We start from the raw sequence: 17,764 nt of genomic DNA on the forward strand, positions 1-17,764 counted from the left end.
CGCGCGTCCGCGATGCACGTCTCCGCCAACTGCGGTGGTGTCCGCGACTGCTGACGGGCCGTCCGCGGGCCGGGCGGGGGAGACGAGAAGGGCCCCTGACCCAATCCCAGGTCAGGGGCCCTTCTCGATGGGGTGAGTAACGGGACTTGAACCCGCGACACCCGGGATCACAACCCGGTGCTCTGCCAGCTGAGCTATACCCACCATCCGTCTCGCGCTTGTCGCGCTGACGGAGTTAACTCTACAGGATCCGGAAGGGTGCTCACGACCGGTTTCCGGGATCGGACGCGAGCCCTCCGATCGGGCTTCGGAGCAGCTCAGGCCGGGGGAAGCGTGTGCCGGGCGGCCATCGCCCGGGCGGCGTCGGTGTCCGGGCCCGGCTGCGGGACGAAGACGGCCTCGCGGTAGAACTTCAACTCCGCGATGCTCTCCCTGATGTCGGCCAGGGCGCGGTGGTTGCCGGCCTTCTTCGGGCTGTTGTAGTACGCCCGGGGGTACCAGCGGCGGGCCAGTTCCTTGATCGAGGAGACGTCCACGATCCGGTAGTGCAGGTGGGTCTCCAGGGCCGGCATGTCGCGGGCCAGGAAGCCGCGGTCGGTGCCGACCGAGTTCCCGCAGAGGGGCGCCTTGCCGGCCTCCGGTACATGCTCGCGGACGTACGCCAGGACCTGGGCCTCCGCCTCGGCGAGGGTGACTCCCTGCTCCAGTTCCTCCAGCAGGCCGGAGGAGGTGTGCATGGCCCGCACGACGTCCGGCATCCCGGCGACCGCCTCGGCCGGCGGACGGACGACGATGTCGACGCCCTCGCCGAGGATGTTCAGCTCGGAGTCGGTGACCAGGGCCGCGACCTCGACCAGTGCGTCGGTTTCGAGGCTGAGCCCTGTCATCTCGCAGTCGATCCAGACCATGCGATCGTTCACGTGCTTCACCGTCCTGGGTGGCTGTGCGCGGTGCGGGACCGGGTGGTCCCGCAGGGTCGATCATCTGCCGGATCCCTGTGAAAGCAAACCCGGCACGACCCGGCGGACCCGGGCGCCGCACCTCCGCCACCCGGATCCGCCCCCGCGGCTCCGTGCCCCGCTCCTGTGCTACCTGCTACCTGCTACCGCGTAACTACCTGCTACCGCGCCACTGCGCCCCCAGAACGTCTCCGCGCTGCTCCGCCGCGTCTACTCCGCCGCCCGGCGCCGCCCGGCCGCCCAAGCGGCGTCGGGGTGGCCGCGGGCGGGCAGGCCGCCGGGCGGACCCGGTGGCTGGTTGCCGCCGCGCGACTCCGGCGGGCCCTCGCTCCTGCCGCGTGCGCCGCCCTCGGTCCGGCCGTCCTCGGCCGCCGCGTGGTCGGCGGAGTCGGGACGTCCGCCGCCCTGGCGGGGGCGGGTGTGCGGGCGGGGGAGTCGTACCGGTTCGGCCCTGCCGTCGGGGGAGCCCGGCTGGGAGGGCAGGGCTCCGGGCGGTAGCCCGAAGCCGGGCAGGCCGCCCTCGTCGGCGGCACCCGGCACGGGAAGCGGCAACCCGGGCACGGGCGTGCCCGCGGCGCCGACCGGCTGCGGACGCCGGGACCGGAAGGTGGTCCGGTACACCGCCGGAGACACGCCCAGTTGGCGCCGGAAGTGGCCGCGCAGCGCCACCGGCGAACGGAAGCCGCAGCGGCGGGCGACCTCGTCCACCGACGCCTCGGTGGTCTCCAGCAGCCGCTGCGCCTGCAGCACCCGCTGCGAGATCAGCCACTGCAGCGGGGCGCTGCCGGTGAGCGAGCGGAACCTCCGGTCGAAGGTGCGCCGGCTCATGTAGGCGCGGGCGGCCAGGGCCTCGACGTCGAACTGCTTGGAGAGGTTGTCCAGGGCCCAGGTCACCACCTCGGCGAGCGGGTCGTTGCCGATCTCCTCAGGTAAAGCCCGGTCGATGTACTGGGCCTGTCCGCCGGTGCGGCGAGCCGGGACCACCAGGCGCCGGGCCAGGGCGGCAGCTGCCTCGGCGCCGTGGTCGGTGCGCACCACGTGCAGGCAGAGGTCGATCCCGGCGGCGGTACCCGCGCTGGTCAGCACGTCGCCGTCGTCGATGAACAACTCCCGCGGGTCCACCTGGACCTGGGGGTAGCGCTTGGCCAGGGTGGGCGCGTACATCCAGTGGGTGGTGGCCGGGCGGCCGTCCAGCAGACCGGCGGCGGCGAGCACGAAGGCGCCGGTGCAGAGGCCGATGATCCTGGCGCCCTCGTGGTGCGCCTTGCGCAGGGCTGCCAGCGCCTCGGGCGGCGGCAGTTGGGCCGCGGAGCGCCAGGCGGGGACGACCACGGTGCCGGCCCGGGCGAGGGCCTCCAGGCCGTAGGGGGCGGTCATGGTCAGGCCACCGGTGGTGGCCAGCGGTCCTTCCTCGCCCGCGCACACCAGCAGTCGGTAGCGGGGGACTCCGGCGTCCTGCCGGTCGACGCCGAACACCGAGAGCGGGATGGAACTCTCGAAGATCGGCGCGCCGCTGAACAGCAGCACGGCGACGATCTCGGGGCGCCTCCGCCCCGAGAGCTTGCGCGCCGGGACCGGAAGGGACGGCTCTCCGGCGGCGGAACCCAGGGTGCCTGGGCCCACGCCGCCGGGGCCTCCGTCGCCCGCCCCGGCGGCTGTTGCGGCGTTCCTGCTGACCCTGCTCAAGGCGCTCCGGCCCCCCTCGGTCGTGTGTGCCGCCGGCGCGACCGGTATCCCGACCGGGCTGCCCGGTCGACCTCCGGGGCTGCCGATCGCACGGTCGACGCCTGTGGCGTCATGCTGCTGCTTCGGTCCTGCGCTGCATTTCGAGGCCCCCGCTCTCGCCAAGATCAAATCTACTGTGTCCAGGGTTGCTGGTGCGACAAGTTCACCATCCGACGCTATGTCGATAAGGCAATTTGGCGTGAAGCATTCGATCACCGAGGGTGGCATCCGCCGGGCTGTCGGGGAAGGGGGCGTGTCAGGTGCTGGCCAGTTGTCGCACGGCAGTCCGTACCGTCCGGGAGACTCCGCTGCTCAGCGCCCGGCTCTGGGCTGCGGTTATGGCCAAACGAGTGAAGGCGTCGTGAAGTTGACCGAAAAGCAGCTATAGGGAGCACAGGAGGGTGCAAGGAGGCACGGGGGGCGCGCACGGGGCGCATGAACCGGCACGTTGGGGGGAAATAAGTGGCGCCAGAGACGGGACGGGTTGACGATCGCCGCCGAATGACGGTGATTCGGTGTCAGTTGTCGGCCGCTGCGGGCCGGGTAGGGTCGGTCGGATGGACGGACGGAGTGGCCTCGAACTGGCCAATGACAACGCTGCGACGCACTGGTTGGCGATGGCCGGAGTCCTGGGCTGGGAGAGCCGCACCGCGGACGGGTACACGGCAGTCCGCTGCGAGGGCGACCCTGGCGACAGCCACCGGGTCGTCATCACTCGACGACCGGCCGACGCCGCCGCGCTGACCCGGGAGTTGCTCTCGCTGTTCCGTGACTGGGAGACCGGCAGCCTGTCCCTGGAGGACCCCTACGGCGTGCTCGACCTGTCCGGCCACGGCTGCGAGTCGGCCCTGGCCATGCCGGTCATGGTCCGGCCCCCGGACGGGCCGGTGGGTGGTCCGTCGGCCGCGCCGCCGGTCGCCCCGGTGCGATCGCCCGCCGTGTCGGTGGAGCAGGCGCTCGTGGAGGAGGATCTCGCGCTGCTGGAGCGGGTGGTGGTGCAGGGCTTCCCCATGCCGGGACGGATGCCGCTGCGTCGCGGACGGCTGTTCCCGGCGGCGCTGGACGCGTTGGACGGCCGCCGCGCCTGGCTGGCGCGGCGCGGGGGAGAGGCGGCCGGAGCCTGCGTGTCCTGGGACGACGGGACGGCCGTCGGCCTGTACTGGGTCGCGGTGCTGGAGCCGCACCGCTCGCACGGGGTCGCCAGAGCGCTGCTGGAGGCGGCGCTCAGGGCCCACCCGCAGCGGGCGGCGACGCTGACCGCGACGCTGCTCGGTGAGCCCCTCTACCGAAAGCTGGGTTTCGTCGAGCAGGCGGTGTCCACCTGGTGGCGCTACCCGGCCACGGTCACGCGTTCGTAGGGGCGCGGCACGCGGTGCGTGCGGCCCAGTGCCCGGTCGAACTCCGGGTCGATGTCGAGGTTCAACTCCGTGTCCAGGTTCAACTCCGTTTCCGGCCGCGGGTTCAGCTGCGGCTCCGGCTGCAGCCCGGGCTGTGTGGTCAGTTCCGGGCCCCGAGGGCCAGGTCGGGTGGGCGAGCCCGCGGCAAGGACGCCCGCCACGGCCTCCGGCAGGCTCCTGGCGGTGCGCGTCGGGGTGTAGCCGGTCTCCGGCCACGCTCGGCCGTGGGCCAGCCAGACACTGCGGATCCCGGCCACCGTGGCACCGGCGATGTCGGCCGGCGCGTGGTCGCCGACCATCCAGGCCCCGGCGGTCCAGTCCGTCCCGGTGTCGATCCCGCAGCGGAACGCGGCCAGGGTGAAGATCCGCGGGTCGGGCTTGGCGCAGTCCACCTCCTCCGAGATGACCCAGCCGTCCACCAGGTCGGCCAGGCCGGTGCGTTCGATCTTGGCGCGCTGCTGGTCGGTGGCGCCGTTGGAGACGATGCCGAGGGTCCAGCCCGCCGCGCGGGCGGCGCGCAGGGCGTCGAGGTGGGCCGTTGGACAGTGGATCAGGGCGGTGACGGTGGCGCGGTACTCCTCAAGCATGGCCTCCATTCGTTCGGACAGTCCGTAGCGGTCCGTCGCCGCACGGAGCAGGACCCTGCGGTCCAGGTAGCCGCCGCAGTCCAGGGTGGTGAACCAGTCGAGGTCGCCCGGGGGCAGCGAGCGGTCCACCAGGAACTGCTCGGCCCAACCCCGGAAGGCAAGATTCCGGTTGACCAGGGTGTTGTCGAGATCGAAAAGCAACAGAGGCGACATAAGCCGCATCTTTTCATTCCTCTGGCATATGCACGAGGCATATGACGAGGTCTGACTTAAAACCGGTTGCGCGAGAGAGCGCTTCAGTGCCTCGGCACCGTTGCACAAGCGCGCCTCCTCAGGCATGCTCCATGCACGCCCGGAGCACAGCGCGTTTGCGCGGGAGCGCTTCGGCGGCGTGAGCGCTCCCGCGCACGCGCCCGCCGTTAGCAGTAACCCGTGCGATCCGAGCGCTCTGTGTATGGGCTGGAACAGATTGTCGCCGTACCCTGAAGGGAAGAGGTCGTACTCGTCACCACTCGGCTCGATATGTCCGCTGCCCAGGTCGTGACCGCATGATCCCTGCCCCGTATCCCACCTCGCCGAAACGACCATAGCCATGGCTGGTTATGAGCTTCCCGAGCCCACCGAGGGCAACCCCGCGGCCCGCCCCACCGAGCCGCCGGTGAAGCGCCCCGGGCTGCCCAAGTCCCGCCCCGATGCCCCGACGGGATCCACATCCTCCATGCCAAGTTTTGAGTTGCAGTCGCAGACCGTCCGCCCCTGTGACCCTGCCTTCCTCCATGGTGTTGTCGTCGGCTTCGACGGCTCGGTCTCCAGCGAGCGGGCGCTGGCGTACGCCGTCGGCATGGCCCGCCGCTCGCGGGTCGGCCTGGTGATCGTGCATGTCGCCAACCGCCTCCCGGCCACGGTGTGGGCCGGCTGCGAGCCTCCTGTGTTCGTGGACGTGCCGGACCACCGCACCGAGGTGCTCGGTCTGGAACTGGCCTGCTCCGACTTCCTCGGTGACGTGCCCTGGGTACTCGTGGAGCGCGGCGGGGACATCTGCCACGAGTTGGAGGAGGTCGCCAGGGAGTACGCGGCCGACGCCATCGTGGTCGGCGGCACGCACGGCTTCCTGGGGCGGCTCTTCGGCTCGGTGGCCGGTCGGCTGGCCCGTCGGGCCAACCGACCGGTGGTCGTGATTCCGTAGGTTTTCCGGTCGGTTCGATTCAGGGCCGGTCGGCTTGTTGATGCGTCGGTCGGCCTCGGGGCCTCAGGGCCGGCTGTCGCTCATGCCCAGTTCGCGGGCGATCAGCATGCGCTGGACCTCTGACGTGCCCTCGCCGATCTCCAGGATCTTGCTGTCGCGCCAGAACCGGGCGACCGGGTACTCGTTCATGAAGCCGTAGCCGCCGTGGATCTGGGTGGCCTCGCGGGCGTTGGAGACCGCGGCCTCGGAGGAGAAGAGCTTGGCAATCGCGGCCTCCTTCTTGAAGCGCTCGCCGTGCACCAGCAGCGAGGCCGCGTGGTACCAGGCCAGCCGTGAGGTGTGGGCGCGCATCTCCATGTCGGCGATCTTGAACTGGATGGACTGGTTCGATCCGATGGGCCTGCCGAAAGCCCGCCGCTGCGCGGCGTAGCTCAGCGACTCGTCGACACACCCCTGGGCCAGGCCGGTGGCCAGGGCAGCGATCGCGATACGGCCTTCGTCAAGGATGCGCAGGAATTGGGCGTAACCACGGCCTGCCTCACCGAGGAGGTTGGCGGCCGGGACGCGGCAGTCGGCAAAGGAGAGCTCCCGGGTGTCCGAGGCGTTCCAGCCGACTTTGGAGTACTTCTTCGAGGCCGAGAAACCCGGTGTTCCGGTCGGCACGATGATGGTGGAGATTTCCCGCCGTGGCGAGCCCTGCTCGTCCAGTTCGCTCGAAAGAGTGAGTGCGGCGACGGTGACCAGACCGGTGATCTCGGTGCCGGCGTTGGTGATGAAGCACTTGGAGCCGTTGATGACCCACTCGTCGGTGTCCGCGTCGTAGCGGGCCGTGGTCCTGGTCGCCCCGGCGTCCGAACCGCCCTCGGGCTCGGTCAGGCCGAAGGCGCCGAGCAGTTCGCCCGAACACAGCCGCGGCAGCCAGGTGCGCTTCTGCTCCTCGGTGCCGTAGCGGTGGATCGGCATCGCGCCGAGCGAGACCGCGGCCTCCAGGGTGATCGCGACGGAGGAGTCGACCCGGGCGATCTCCTCCAGCACCAGGCACAGCGCCAGGTAGTCGCCGCCCATGCCGCCGTACTCCTCGGGGAACGGCAGGCCGAACAGTCCCATCCGGCCCATTTCGCGGATGATCTCGTAGGGGAATTCTTCGTGCTCGTAGTACTCGCCGATCTTGGGCGCGATGACATCACGGGCGAACTCGGCGACGGTGCGCCGCAGTTCCTCGTGCTCGGGGGCGAGGCGGTGGTCGAGCATCTGCGGTCTCTCCTTCAGCCGGGGTACGGCGATCGGTGCGGCCGGGGGTGTGGCCGGGCGGGTCGGGCGAGTGGGACCAGGCGCGTGGGCTCGGGCAAGCGGGTACGGGTAATGGGGTACGGGTAAGCGGGCTCGGCCGGGCGGTTCAGCCGGTGAGCGCGCGGACGGCGCGGGAGGGGCTGGGGCGGCCCAGGTGCGCGGCCAGCCAACTGCTGGTGGCGGCCAGGGCGCCGAGGTCGACGCCGGTCTCGATGCCGAGGCCGTGCAGCATCCAGACCAGGTCCTCGGTGGCGAGGTTGCCGGTGGCGCTCTTGGCGTACGGGCAGCCGCCGAGGCCGCCCGCCGAGGCGTCGACCGTGCTGACGCCGAGCTGGAGCGCGGCCAGGGTGTTGGCCAGGGCCTGGCCGTAGGTGTCGTGGAAGTGCACGGCGAGCCGCTCGGGGCCGACGCCGGCGGCGGCGAACGCGTCCAGCAGCGCGGCGACCTGCCCGGGGGTGCCGGTGCCGATGGTGTCGCCGAGGCTCAGCTCGTCGCAGCCCAGGTCCAGCAGCCTGCGTCCGACCTCGACCACCTGGGCGGCCGGGACCGGGCCCTCCCAGGGGTCGCCGAAGCACATCGACAGATAGCCGCGGACCGGCACCCCGGCCTCGGTCGCCCGCCGGACCACCGGGGCGAACATCTGCAGCGCCTCCTCGACGGTCCGGTTGAGGTTGCGCCGGGCGAAGGTCTCGGTGGCGCTGGCGAAGACCGCGACATCGGCCGCGCCGAGTGCCAGCGCCCGGTCGAGGCCGCGCTCATTGGGGACCAGGACCGGCAGCCGCAGCCCCGGATACTGCTGGCGCAGCCCGCCGACCAGCGGGAACAGCTGCTCGGCGTCCGCGAGTTGGGGCACCCAGGCGGGGTGGACGAAGCTGGCCGCCTCGATCGTCCGCAGACCGGCCGCGGCGAGCCGGGTGATGAACTCGGCCTTGACGGCCGGGGGCAGGGTGGCCGACTCGTTCTGCAGGCCGTCGCGCGGCCCGACCTCGTGGATCCGCACGCTGCGGGGGAGTCCGGGCAGCGGGGTGCGGTCGGGAAGCCCGAGCTCGGTCACTCCGGGTTCCGCGGCGTTCGGTTCCACCGTGCCAGGTCCCGCCGCGTCGGATTCCGTCACGCCGGGTTCTTGATCGGTCATCAGGAGGCCTCCTCGGTCGGAGTGATCACGGCGAGCAGTTCGTCCATGGCGACGGTTCCGCCCGCAGCCACCCGCAGCTGTTCGAGAGTGCCGTCATAGGGGGCGGTGATGACGTGCTCCATCTTCATCGCCTCCAGGATCAGCAGCGGCTGACCCTTGGTCACCGAATCGCCCACGGCTGCTTTGACGACCGTCACGGTCCCCGGCATCGGTGCGTTGAGTGCCGCCGCGCCCGCGCCGGCGGCGCCGAGGGCGAGCTGTTCGAGCGGATCGTGGGGGTGCACGGCCCAGCTGTCACCATCGATGGACAGCCACTGGACGGCATTGTCAGTGGCCTGTGTGAAGCTGTGGGTGACGCCGTGGACGGTGAGCCGCAACTGCTCTCCGTCGACCACGGCGCGTGCGGTGAACGGTGCGCCCTCGCGCACTTGGACCTCGTATCTGGACGCGTCCTGGGACCGGTCCGGGCCCGCGAGCCGGTCCGGGGCCTGGACGGGGCGGACGGCGACCGCGGTTGGCTCGCCGCCGGGGAACCGCAGTTGGTGCCGGGTCCAGGCGGGCTGTCCGCCGGTGCGCCAGCCGGAGGGCTGCGCAAAGGGGTCGCTCCAGCCCTCCGGGTCGGGGGCCGGCGCCAGTGCCCGCTGCCGGGCCAGCGCGGCGGCGACGAGCACCAGGTCCGCGAGGTTATCCACAGGCGAAGTGGAAGAGTCGGCCGGATCGTCGGTGGTCGTTGCTAGAGTCAGTTCGGGGCGGCGCTCGACCAGGCCGGTGTCGAGGCGACCCGCGACCACATCAGGCTGTGAGAGCAGCCGGCGAAGGTAGCCGGCATTGGTGGTGACCCCGAGGATCCGGGTCTCGGCGAGGGCGGCGCGCAGCCTTCGCAGAGCGGTGGCCCGGTCGGGTCCGTGAGCGATGATTTTCGACAGCATGGGGTCGTAGCTGCTGCTGACGACGACACCAGGGGCGAGTCCGGAGTCGACCCGGATCCCTTCGCCCCCCGGTTCGCGCAGCAGCAGCACCCGGCCGCCGGTGGGCAGAAATCCCCGGGTCGGGTCCTCGGCGCAGATCCGCGCCTCGATGGCGTGGCCTTGGAATGCCACCGTCTCCTGGCCGAAGGCCAGTGCCTCGCCCGCCGCGACCCGGAGCTGCTGCTCGACCAGGTCGAGCCGGGCCCCGTCGGCGGTGACGGCGAGTTCGGTGACCGGATGCTCCACCTGGAGCCTGGTGTTCATCTCCATGAAGAAGTACGAGGAGGGATCGCTGCTGGGAACGATGAATTCGACGGTGCCCGCACCCGCGTAGTCGCAGGCCCTGGCCGCGCGTACGGCGGCCTCGCCCATGGCTGCGCGGATGTCGGGGGTGAGCAGGACCGAGGGGGCCTCCTCGATCAGTTTCTGGTGTCGCCGCTGCAGGCTGCACTCGCGTTCGCCGAGGTGGACGGCGTTGCCGTGGGTGTCGGCCAGCAGTTGGATCTCGATATGGCGGGGGCGGTCGATCCACCGTTCCACCAGCAGGGTGTCGTCGCCGAAGGAGGTCCTGGCCTCGCGGCGGGCGGCGGCGATCTCCTCGGGCAGCGCCTCGGCGTCCCGGACCAGGCGCATGCCCTTGCCGCCGCCGCCGGCCGAGGGCTTGAGCAGGACAGGCAGGCCGATGGCCCGTGCCGCGTCCAGGAGTTGGGCGTCGTCCAGGGCGTCGCCCTCGCTGCCGGGGACCACCGGGACCCCGGCAGCCTGGACCGCCGCCTTGGCGTGGATCTTGTCGCCCATCAGCGAGATGGAGGAGGGGGAGGGACCGATGAAGACCAGACCGGCTTCGGCGCAGGCCAGGGCGAAGCCGGCGTTCTCGGCGAGGAATCCGTAGCCGGGGTGCACGGCCTGGGCGCCGCTGCGCCGTGCTGCTTCGACGATCCGCTCGATATGGAGGTAGCTCTCGGCCGAGGAGGCCGCACCGGGCCCGTGATCGGGGCCCAGCAGTACGGCGGTGTCGGCGGCCCGGACATGCGGGCTGTCCGCGTCGGCACCGCTGTGCACGGCGACGGAGCGCACGCCGAGCCGTCGCAGGGTACGGATGACGCGGACCGCGATCTCGCCGCGGTTGGCGACAAGCACGCTGTCGAACATGGAGGTGACCCTTCGTCACATGCGGAAAACGCCGTAGGGGCGCGGCTCGGGCAGGGGCGCGTTGGCACAGGCGCTGAGCGCCAGGCCGAGCACGGTGCGGGTGTCCAGCGGGTCGATGACGCCGTCGTCCCAGAGCCGGGCGGTCGCGTAGTAGGCGTTGCCCTGCTGCTCGTACTGCTCGCGGACCGGGCGGCGGAACTCCTCCTCCGCCTCGACCGGCCAGTCCTCGCCGCGCAGTTCGTACTGGTCCCGGCGGACGGTGGCGAGGACAGAGGCGGCCTGCTCGCCGCCCATCACCGAGATCTTGGCTCCCGGCCACATCCACAGGAAGCGGGGTGAGTAGGCCCGGCCGCACATCGAGTAGTTGCCCGCCCCGTAGGAGCCGCCGATCACGACGGTCAGCTTGGGGACCCGGGTGCCGGCCACGGCGGTGACCATCTTGGCGCCGTTCTTGGCGATGCCCCCGGCCTCGTACTGCCGTCCGACCATGAAGCCGGAGATGTTCTGCAGGAAGACCAGCGGGATGCCGCGCTGGTCGCAGAGCTCGATGAAGTGCGCGCCCTTGAGCGCGGACTCGGAGAAGAGGATGCCGTTGTTGGCGACGATCCCCACCGGATGGCCGTGCAGGTGGGCGAATCCGGTGACCAGGGTGGGCCCGTACTCGGGCTTGAACTCGGCGAAGCGGCTGCCGTCCACCAGACGGGCGATCACCTCGCGCACGTCGTAGGGGGTGCGCGGGTCGGCGGGCACCGCGCCGTAGAGGGTGCTCGGGTCGACCGCGGGCGGCTCAACGGGCCGTACCGGCCACGGCCGGGCCGTGCGCGGGCCGAGTCCGGCCACGATGGTGCGCAGCATGGCCAGGGCGTGGGTGTCGTTCTCGGCCAGCTGGTCGGTGACGCCCGAGGTCCGCGAGTGCAGCTCGCCGCCGCCCAGTTCCTCGGCGGTGACCACCTCGCCGGTGGCGGCCTTCACCAGCGGCGGGCCGCCGAGGAAGATCGTCCCCTGGTTGCGGACGATCACGGCCTGGTCGCTCATGGCCGGGACGTAGGCACCGCCCGCGGTGCAGGAGCCGAGTACGGCGGCGAGCTGGGGGATGCCCGCGGCGGAGAGCCGGGCCTGGTTGAAGAAGATCCGGCCGAAGTGGTCCCGGTCCGGGAAGACCTCGTCCTGCATCGGCAGGAAGGCACCGCCGGAGTCAACTAGGTAGAGGCAGGGAAGGCGGTTCTCCTGGGCGATCTCCTGCGCCCGCAGGTGCTTCTTGACGGTCATCGGGTAGTAGGTGCCGCCCTTGACCGTGGCGTCGTTGGCGACCACGACCACCTCGCGTCCGGCCACCCGGCCGACGCCGGTGATCAGCCCGGCGGCGGGGGCGTCCCCGCCATAGAGGCCTTCGGCGGCCAGCGGGGAGAGCTCAAGGAAGGGCGAGCCGGGGTCGAGCAGGGTGTCCACCCTGTCCCGCGGCAGCACTTTGCCGCGGGCGGTGTGGCGCTCCCGTGCGCGCGGGCCGCCGCCCTCCGCGGCCGCGGTGAGCCGGACGCGGAGCTCGTCCACGAGCCGGCGCTGGGCGGCGTCATTGGCCTGGAACGCGGCGGAGTGCGGATCCGCCCCTGTGTCCAGGACAGGTGCGGGTGCAGGTGCGAGCGTCATCCGGCCAGGGGCTCCTTTGCAGTTAACGAACGTTAACTTCCTGCTGGCCACGTTAACGCCGGATAACACCGCTGTCTAGGATGGCTGGATGCCGACACCGCCGCGCCCCGTCGAGAACCCGCGCCGCCAGCAGATTCGCCGCGAAGCAGCACGTCTTTTCGCCGCGCGCGGCTTCCTCGGCGTGGGCGTCGACGAGATCGGCAAGGCCGTGGGCATCTCCGGCCCCGGCCTCTACCGGCACTTCCCCGGCAAGGACGCGATGCTCGCCGACCTGCTGGTCGGTATCAGCGAACGGCTCCTGGACGAGGGCCGGCGCCGGGTGGCCGAGGCCCCGGACCCCCGCGCCGCGCTGGACTCGCTGCTCCAGGGCCATATCGACTTCGCCCTGGACGAGAGCGCGCTGATCACCCTGCACGACCGCGAGCTGCTGCACCTGCCGGACACGGAGCGGCACCAGGTCCGCAGTCTGCAGCGGCAGTACGTGGAACTGTGGGTGGGCGTCGCCCGCGACACCTTCCCCGGGCTCGGCGAGGAGGCCCGGGCCTCGGTCCACGCGGTGTTCGGCCTGCTCAACTCCACCCCGCACAGCGCCACCGCGGACCGCGGCGCGATGGCCCTGCTGCTGCACCGGCTCGCCCTCGGCGCGCTCGGCGCCGGCGCGACGGTGCGCCCCCGGACCTAGGGTCAGGTCGGCCCGTCGGCCGACCCGGCAGCGCCCGCGAGGCCAGCCCGCCAGCCCGGCTCGCCGCTTGCCCCGCCCGCCCGACGGGCCGCCCGCCCGACGGGCCGCCCGCCTGGCCCGGCCGCCGCCCCGCCCAGCAGCCCGCCGACTCGTCCGGCAGGCCGACTGCTTGCCCGGCCTGCTGGCCTCGCCGTCCGCTCGCCTGGCCCGCCCAGCAGCCCGCCCGCTCGCCCGGCCTGCCCGCCGCCCCCGTAAGTCCTAGGACCAAAGGCGGGCCTGGCCGCTGCCCTGGGCCGGTGCGGCCGGGAACAGATCGGGGGAGCCTGGACGCTGAGAGTTGCGGACTGTCACACCCGCAGGCGACCGGGAGGCCGAACCATGTCAGAGCAGACCCCTCAGCAGACCCCGCAGCAGAAGAGCCTTGAGCAGCTCATCGCCCAGGCGCGCGGGGGTGCACTGGTGGCGCTCAAGCGTGACGGGCGCCCCCAGCTCTCCAATGTGAGCCACACCTACGATCCGGCCACCGGACTGCTCCGCATCTCCAGCACCGCCGACCGGGCCAAGGTCGCCAATCTCCGCCGCGATCCACGCGGCAGCTACTACGTGACCCAGCCGGACCAGCGGGCCTACGCCGTCGCCGAGGGCACCGTCGAACTGACGCCGGTGGCCGCCGATCCCGGCGACGCCACGGTGGACGAACTGGTCGAGGTCTACCGGCTGATCCTGGGGGAGCACCCGGACTGGGACGAGTACCGGGCGGCGATGGTGGCCGACCGCCGACTGGTGATCCGGCTGCGGGTCGAGCGCGTCTACGGCTGGGCCGGTCAGTAGCCGGCAGTGGCCGGCAGTGGCCGCCGGGGGTCTCCGAGCGGTCCCGGAACTCAGTGGACGACCTCCCTTCTAGACAGTTAGCATCGCTAAATATGCCGCAGGCTCAAAAGCTTCCCACCAGCACCGACGACTCCACCCAGGACGACTCCACCCAGGACGACAACAGCGGCAGCGCGCCCCCCGGCTGGCTCCGCCGGCTCAGCGCTTACTGCTGGCGCTACCGGCGCAACGTGCTGCTGTCCTTCGGCGCCTCGCTGCTCGGCATGGGGATCAGCGCCCTGGTCCCGCTGATTCCCCGTCTGATCATCGACGATGTGATCACCACCCACACCAAGCCGCTCGCCCCCTGGGCGATCGCGCTGATCCTCGCCGCCGTCGCGGTCTTCGCGGCGACCCTGGTCCGCCGCTACTGGGGCGGCAAGCTCGCCCTGGACGTCCAGCACGACCTGCGCCAGGACCTGTTCGACTCGCTCTCCCGCTTGGACGGCACCCGCCAGGACAACCTGGACACCGGCCAGGTGGTCGGCAGGGCCACCTCGGACCTGCAGTTGATCCAGGGCCTGCTGTCGATGCTGCCGATGATGACCGGCAACCTGCTGCTGTTCCTGCTGTCGATCGTGGTGATGCTGTTCCTGTCGCCGCTGCTCACCCTGATCGCCATCGCCATGGCCCCGGCCCTCTGGTGGTTCGCCCAGCTCAGCCGGAAGAAGCTGTTCCCGGCGACCTGGACCGCCCAGCAGGAGGCGGGCGCGGTGGCCGGCGCGGTCGACGGCGCGGTCTCCGGCGTCCGCGTGGTCAAGGGCTTCGGCCAGGAGGAACAGGAGCTGGGACGGCTGGAGCGGGCCAGCCGCCGGCTGTTCGCGATGCGGCTGCGCAGCATCCGGCTGAGCGCCCGCTACAGCCCCGCCATGCAGGCCATTCCCGCGCTCGGCCAGGTGGCGGTGCTGGCCCTCGGCGGCTGGCTGGCGGTCCGCGGCGAGGTCACCCTCGGCACCTTCGTCGCCTTCTCCACCTATGTCGCCCAGATGACCGGCCCGGTGCGGATGCTCACCATGCTGCTGACCATGGGTCAGCAGGCCCGGGCCAGCGTCGAGCGGGTGTTCCAGCTGATCGACCAGCGCCCGGTGGTCACCGAGCGGGACGGCGCGCAGGAGCTCGACCCGGCCGAGACCGAACTGCTGGACGGCGTGCCCGCGCTGGCCTTCGACCAGGTCGACTTCACCTACGGCGGCACCGCCGAGCCGGTGCTGCAGGGCCTCACCCTGGCCCTCGCCCCGGGCGAGACGGTGGCCCTGGTCGGCGCCTCGGGCTCGGGCAAGTCCACCGTGGGCATGCTGGTCCCGCGCTTCTACGACGCCACCTCCGGCAGCGTCCGGATCCACGGCCACGACGTCCGCGACCTGACGCTGCGTTCGCTCCGCGGGGCCATCGGCATCGTCCCCGAGGACAGCTTCCTGTTCTCCGAGTCGGTGCACACCAACATCGCCTACGGCCGCCCGGAGGCGAGCCGGGCCGAGGTCGAGGAGGCCGCCCGCGCGGCCCAGGCCGACGGCTTCGTCCGGGAGCTGCCGGACGGCTACGACACCGTCGTCGGCGAGCAGGGCCTGACCCTCTCCGGCGGCCAGCGGCAGCGGGTCGCGCTGGCCCGGGCCATCCTCGCCAACCCGCGGATCCTGCTGTTGGACGACGCCACCTCCGCCGTCGACGCCCAGGTCGAGGCGGAGATCCACGAGGCGCTGCGCACCGTGATGAACGGGCGCACCACCCTGCTGATCGCGCACCGCCGCTCCACCCTCCAACTGGCCGACCGGATCGCCGTGCTGGACCGCGGACGGCTGGTGGACGTGGGGACGCACGAGCAGCTGGACGCCCGCTGTCCGCTCTACCGCTCCCTGCTGACCGACCCCGACGCCCTGGCCGGGGACGTCCGCGAGGCGGACCCGGTGGCCGCCGTCGGCACCGGGGACCAGCGGGCCCAGCGGGTGCCCGGCAGCGGGACCACCCCCGAGCTGTGGGACCGCGAGCGCTTCCCCGAGCCCGACGCCGACGCACTGCTGCGCACCGGCGGCAAGCAGCGGGCGGGCGCCCCCGGAGCGCAGGGCGGCCCCGGCATGCACAACACCCTGGGCGGCATGCCGGCCACTCCGGAACTGCTCGCCCGGGTCGCCGCGCTGCCCCCGGCCGACGGCACCCCGGACATCGATCTGGACCAGGCCCGGCGTCCCGACCCGCAGTTCAACCTCGGCCGGATGCTGGCCCCGTTCCGCCGGCCGCTGCTGTTCGCGCTGCTGCTGGTCGCGCTGGACGCGGTGGCCTCGCTCACGCTGCCGATCCTGATCCGGCACGGCATCGACGAGGGCGTCACCAAGGCCGCCTCCGGCGCCGTGCTGGCGGCCTCGCTCACCGCGCTCGCCGTGGTGCTGCTCGACTGGGTGGTCCAGGCGGCGGAGACCCAGGTCAGCGGACGCACCGGGGAGCGGGTGCTCTACTCGCTGCGGATCAGGATCTTCGCCCATCTGCAGCGGCTCGGACTCGACTACTACGAGCGCGAGCTCGGCGGCCGGATCATGACCAGGATGACCACCGACGTCGACGCGCTCAGCTCCTTCCTGCAGACCGGTGTGGTCACCGCGGTGGTCAGCCTGCTGACCTTCTTCGGGATCTTCGTGGTGCTGCTGGTACTGGACGCGCAGCTCGCGCTGTATGTGTTCGCGGTACTGCCGGTGCTGATCGTCGCCACGCTGGTGTTCCGGAAGAAGTCCTCCGCCACCTACAAGATCGCCCGGGAGAAGGTCAGCACGGTCAACGCCGACCTGCAGGAGAACGTCGCCGGGATGCGCATCGTCCAGGCGTTCCTGCGCGAGGACCGCAACCGGGCCCGCTTCGCCGAGCGCAGCGACGACTACCGGATCACCCGGACCCGGGCCCAGCTCTACATCTCGCTCTACTTCCCCTTCGTCCAGTTCCTGTCCAGCGTCGCCGCGGCGCTGGTGCTGATCGAGGGCGCGCACCGGGTCTCCGCGGGCACGCTCACCACCGGCGCGCTGGTCGCCTACCTGCTCTACATCGATCTGTTCTTCTCGCCGGTGCAGCAGCTCTCGCAGGTGTTCGACGGCTACCAGCAGGCGGCGGTCGGCCTCAGCCGGATCCGCGAGCTGCTGCGCACCCCCACCTCGACCCCGCCGGCGGCGGACCCCAAACCGGTCGGACGGCTGCGCGGCGAGGTGCACTTCGACGGGGTGCACTTCGCGTACAACACCCTCGGGGACGCGGTGCAGCCGGTCACCGGCAGCGCCCGGAAGCCCGAGGTCCTCGCCGACGTCAACCTGCGGATCCCGGCCGGGCAGACGGTGGCCCTGGTCGGCGAGACCGGCGCCGGCAAGTCCACCCTGGTGAAGCTGCTGGCCCGGTTCTACGACGTCACCGGCGGCGCGGTCCGGGTCGACGGCATGGACCTGCGGGAACTGGACCTGGCCGGCTACCGGCACCGGCTCGGCGTGGTCCCGCAGGAGGCCTACCTCTTCGCCGGGACGGTCCGTGACGCCATCGCCTACGGCCGCCCCGAGGCGGACGACGCCGTGGTGGAGGCGGCGGCGCGGGCGGTCGGCGCGCACCAGATGATCGCCGGGCTGAGCGGCGGCTACCTGCACCGGGTCAGCGAACGCGGTCGCAACCTCTCCGCGGGCCAGCGCCAACTGATCGCGCTGGCCCGGGCCGAGCTGGTCGACCCGGACATCCTGCTGCTGGACGAGGCCACCGCGGCGCTCGACCTGGCCACCGAGGCCGCGGTCAACCGCGCCGCGGACCGGCTCGCCCAGCGCGACGACGGCCGGGGCCGCCGCACCACCATCGTGATCGCGCACCGGCTCAGCACCGCCGCCCGCGCCGACCGGGTGGTGGTCCTTGACCACGGCCGGATCGTCGAGGACGGCCCGCACGACGAACTGCTCGCCCTGGACGGCGCCTACGCCCGCCTCTGGCGCGCCTTCGCAGGCGAGGAGGAACCGGCGACGGTGCGGTAGCTTCCGCGAGTCGGTGCGCACCGGATAGCGGCTCCACAGATCCGTGCGCACCGACCCTGGGCAGGCCCGGCCACAGGCGCTGGAGCATCCTGCCCCACGACACCGCTCGGTGAACCCCGTCCCGGCCGGAAGTCGGGGCCAGGAGAATGCGGTTGAGCGGGGCGGTTCGGCCAGGCACACTCG

General features: G+C 72.1%; 11 protein-coding genes, 1 tRNA gene and 1 pseudogene. 5 read left to right on the forward strand and 8 right to left on the reverse strand.

The features are described from left to right. Positions 1 to 128: 128 nt before the first annotated feature. The 3 genes from ACEZDG_RS10080 to ACEZDG_RS10090 form a co-directional block, all read right to left on the reverse strand. Positions 129 to 204 (reverse strand) — tRNA-His (locus ACEZDG_RS10080). Positions 205 to 317: 113 nt separating this feature from the next. Continuing rightward, entirely contained in the window at positions 318 to 920 is a 603-nt protein-coding gene (gene orn / locus ACEZDG_RS10085) for an oligoribonuclease (protein ID WP_380505768.1), read from the reverse strand. Between the two features lie 249 nt (positions 921 to 1,169). Further along, on the reverse strand, positions 1,170 to 2,567 hold the full coding sequence (locus ACEZDG_RS10090) for a GlxA family transcriptional regulator (protein ID WP_415860285.1): 1,398 nt from the start codon (positions 2,565 to 2,567) through the stop codon (positions 1,170 to 1,172). 674 nt (positions 2,568 to 3,241) lie between these two features. Here ACEZDG_RS10090 and ACEZDG_RS10095 point away from each other — a divergent pair. After that, positions 3,242 to 4,042 carry a GNAT family N-acetyltransferase gene (locus ACEZDG_RS10095; protein ID WP_380505774.1) on the forward strand — a complete coding sequence of 267 codons (801 nt, stop codon included), beginning with the start codon at positions 3,242 to 3,244 and terminating at the stop codon, positions 4,040 to 4,042. Here ACEZDG_RS10095 and ACEZDG_RS10100 read toward each other — a convergent pair. Continuing rightward, positions 4,015 to 4,881 carry an HAD family hydrolase gene (locus ACEZDG_RS10100; protein WP_380505778.1) on the reverse strand — a complete coding sequence of 289 codons (867 nt, stop codon included), beginning with the start codon at positions 4,879 to 4,881 and terminating at the stop codon, positions 4,015 to 4,017. The two genes, ACEZDG_RS10095 and ACEZDG_RS10100, sit on opposite strands and share 28 nt — an antisense overlap. Before the next feature lie 535 nt (positions 4,882 to 5,416). On the opposite strand from ACEZDG_RS10100, the pseudogene ACEZDG_RS10105 reads away from it, so the two are divergent. Continuing rightward, positions 5,417 to 5,854, forward strand: a pseudogene (locus ACEZDG_RS10105) (universal stress protein); the annotation flags it as partial. A 63-nt stretch (positions 5,855 to 5,917) separates the two neighbouring features. Here the strand turns inward: ACEZDG_RS10105 and ACEZDG_RS10110 are convergent. The 4 genes from ACEZDG_RS10110 to ACEZDG_RS10125 form a co-directional block, all read right to left on the reverse strand. Further along, on the reverse strand, positions 5,918 to 7,105 hold the full coding sequence (locus ACEZDG_RS10110; RefSeq protein ID WP_380505781.1) for an acyl-CoA dehydrogenase family protein: 1,188 nt from the start codon (positions 7,103 to 7,105) through the stop codon (positions 5,918 to 5,920). A 145-nt stretch (positions 7,106 to 7,250) separates the two neighbouring features. Beyond that, on the reverse strand, positions 7,251 to 8,279 hold the full coding sequence (locus ACEZDG_RS10115; protein ID WP_380505784.1) for a hydroxymethylglutaryl-CoA lyase: 1,029 nt from the start codon (positions 8,277 to 8,279) through the stop codon (positions 7,251 to 7,253). Further along, positions 8,279 to 10,399 (reverse strand): ATP-binding protein, encoded by a 2,121-nt coding sequence (locus tag ACEZDG_RS10120; protein ID WP_380505788.1) that lies wholly within the window; start codon positions 10,397 to 10,399, stop codon positions 8,279 to 8,281. The genes ACEZDG_RS10115 and ACEZDG_RS10120 overlap by 1 nt, the downstream gene beginning before the upstream one ends. 15 nt (positions 10,400 to 10,414) lie before the next feature. Then, positions 10,415 to 12,046, reverse strand: a complete 1,632-nt coding sequence (locus tag ACEZDG_RS10125; protein ID WP_380505791.1) for a carboxyl transferase domain-containing protein — start codon at positions 12,044 to 12,046, stop codon at positions 10,415 to 10,417. A gap of 88 nt (positions 12,047 to 12,134) precedes the next feature. Here ACEZDG_RS10125 and ACEZDG_RS10130 point away from each other — a divergent pair, with 88 nt between their 5' ends. The 3 genes from ACEZDG_RS10130 to ACEZDG_RS10140 all read left to right on the forward strand — a co-directional run bounded on the left by ACEZDG_RS10130 (position 12,135) and on the right by ACEZDG_RS10140 (position 17,581). Next, positions 12,135 to 12,728: an SACE_7040 family transcriptional regulator gene (locus ACEZDG_RS10130; protein WP_380505794.1), complete on the forward strand. Its 594-nt coding sequence runs from the start codon at positions 12,135 to 12,137 to the stop codon at positions 12,726 to 12,728. A 378-nt stretch (positions 12,729 to 13,106) separates the two neighbouring features. Then, positions 13,107 to 13,559, forward strand: coding sequence for a PPOX class F420-dependent oxidoreductase (locus ACEZDG_RS10135; RefSeq protein ID WP_380505797.1), 453 nt, complete (start codon positions 13,107 to 13,109; stop codon positions 13,557 to 13,559). A 92-nt stretch (positions 13,560 to 13,651) separates the two neighbouring features. Continuing rightward, positions 13,652 to 17,581, forward strand: a complete 3,930-nt coding sequence (locus tag ACEZDG_RS10140) for an ABC transporter ATP-binding protein (protein ID WP_380505801.1) — start codon at positions 13,652 to 13,654, stop codon at positions 17,579 to 17,581. Positions 17,582 to 17,764 lie beyond the last annotated feature (183 nt).

Source organism: Streptacidiphilus alkalitolerans, from assembly GCF_042511045.1.
Taxonomy (GTDB): domain Bacteria; phylum Actinomycetota; class Actinomycetes; order Streptomycetales; family Streptomycetaceae; genus Streptacidiphilus; species Streptacidiphilus alkalitolerans.

Coding starts and splice junctions, on each gene's coding strand:
- ACEZDG_RS10140 (WP_380505801.1), top strand. CDS start 13,652: ATGCCGCAGGCTCAAAAGCTTCCCACCAGCACCGACGACTCCACCCAG.
- ACEZDG_RS10100 (WP_380505778.1), bottom strand. CDS start 4,881: ATGTCGCCTCTGTTGCTTTTCGATCTCGACAACACCCTGGTCAACCGG.
- ACEZDG_RS10120 (WP_380505788.1), bottom strand. CDS start 10,399: ATGTTCGACAGCGTGCTTGTCGCCAACCGCGGCGAGATCGCGGTCCGC.
- ACEZDG_RS10115 (WP_380505784.1), bottom strand. CDS start 8,279: ATGACCGATCAAGAACCCGGCGTGACGGAATCCGACGCGGCGGGACCT.
- ACEZDG_RS10125 (WP_380505791.1), bottom strand. CDS start 12,046: ATGACGCTCGCACCTGCACCCGCACCTGTCCTGGACACAGGGGCGGAT.
- ACEZDG_RS10095 (WP_380505774.1), top strand. CDS start 3,242: ATGGACGGACGGAGTGGCCTCGAACTGGCCAATGACAACGCTGCGACG.
- ACEZDG_RS10130 (WP_380505794.1), top strand. CDS start 12,135: ATGCCGACACCGCCGCGCCCCGTCGAGAACCCGCGCCGCCAGCAGATT.
- ACEZDG_RS10110 (WP_380505781.1), bottom strand. CDS start 7,105: ATGCTCGACCACCGCCTCGCCCCCGAGCACGAGGAACTGCGGCGCACC.
- ACEZDG_RS10135 (WP_380505797.1), top strand. CDS start 13,107: ATGTCAGAGCAGACCCCTCAGCAGACCCCGCAGCAGAAGAGCCTTGAG.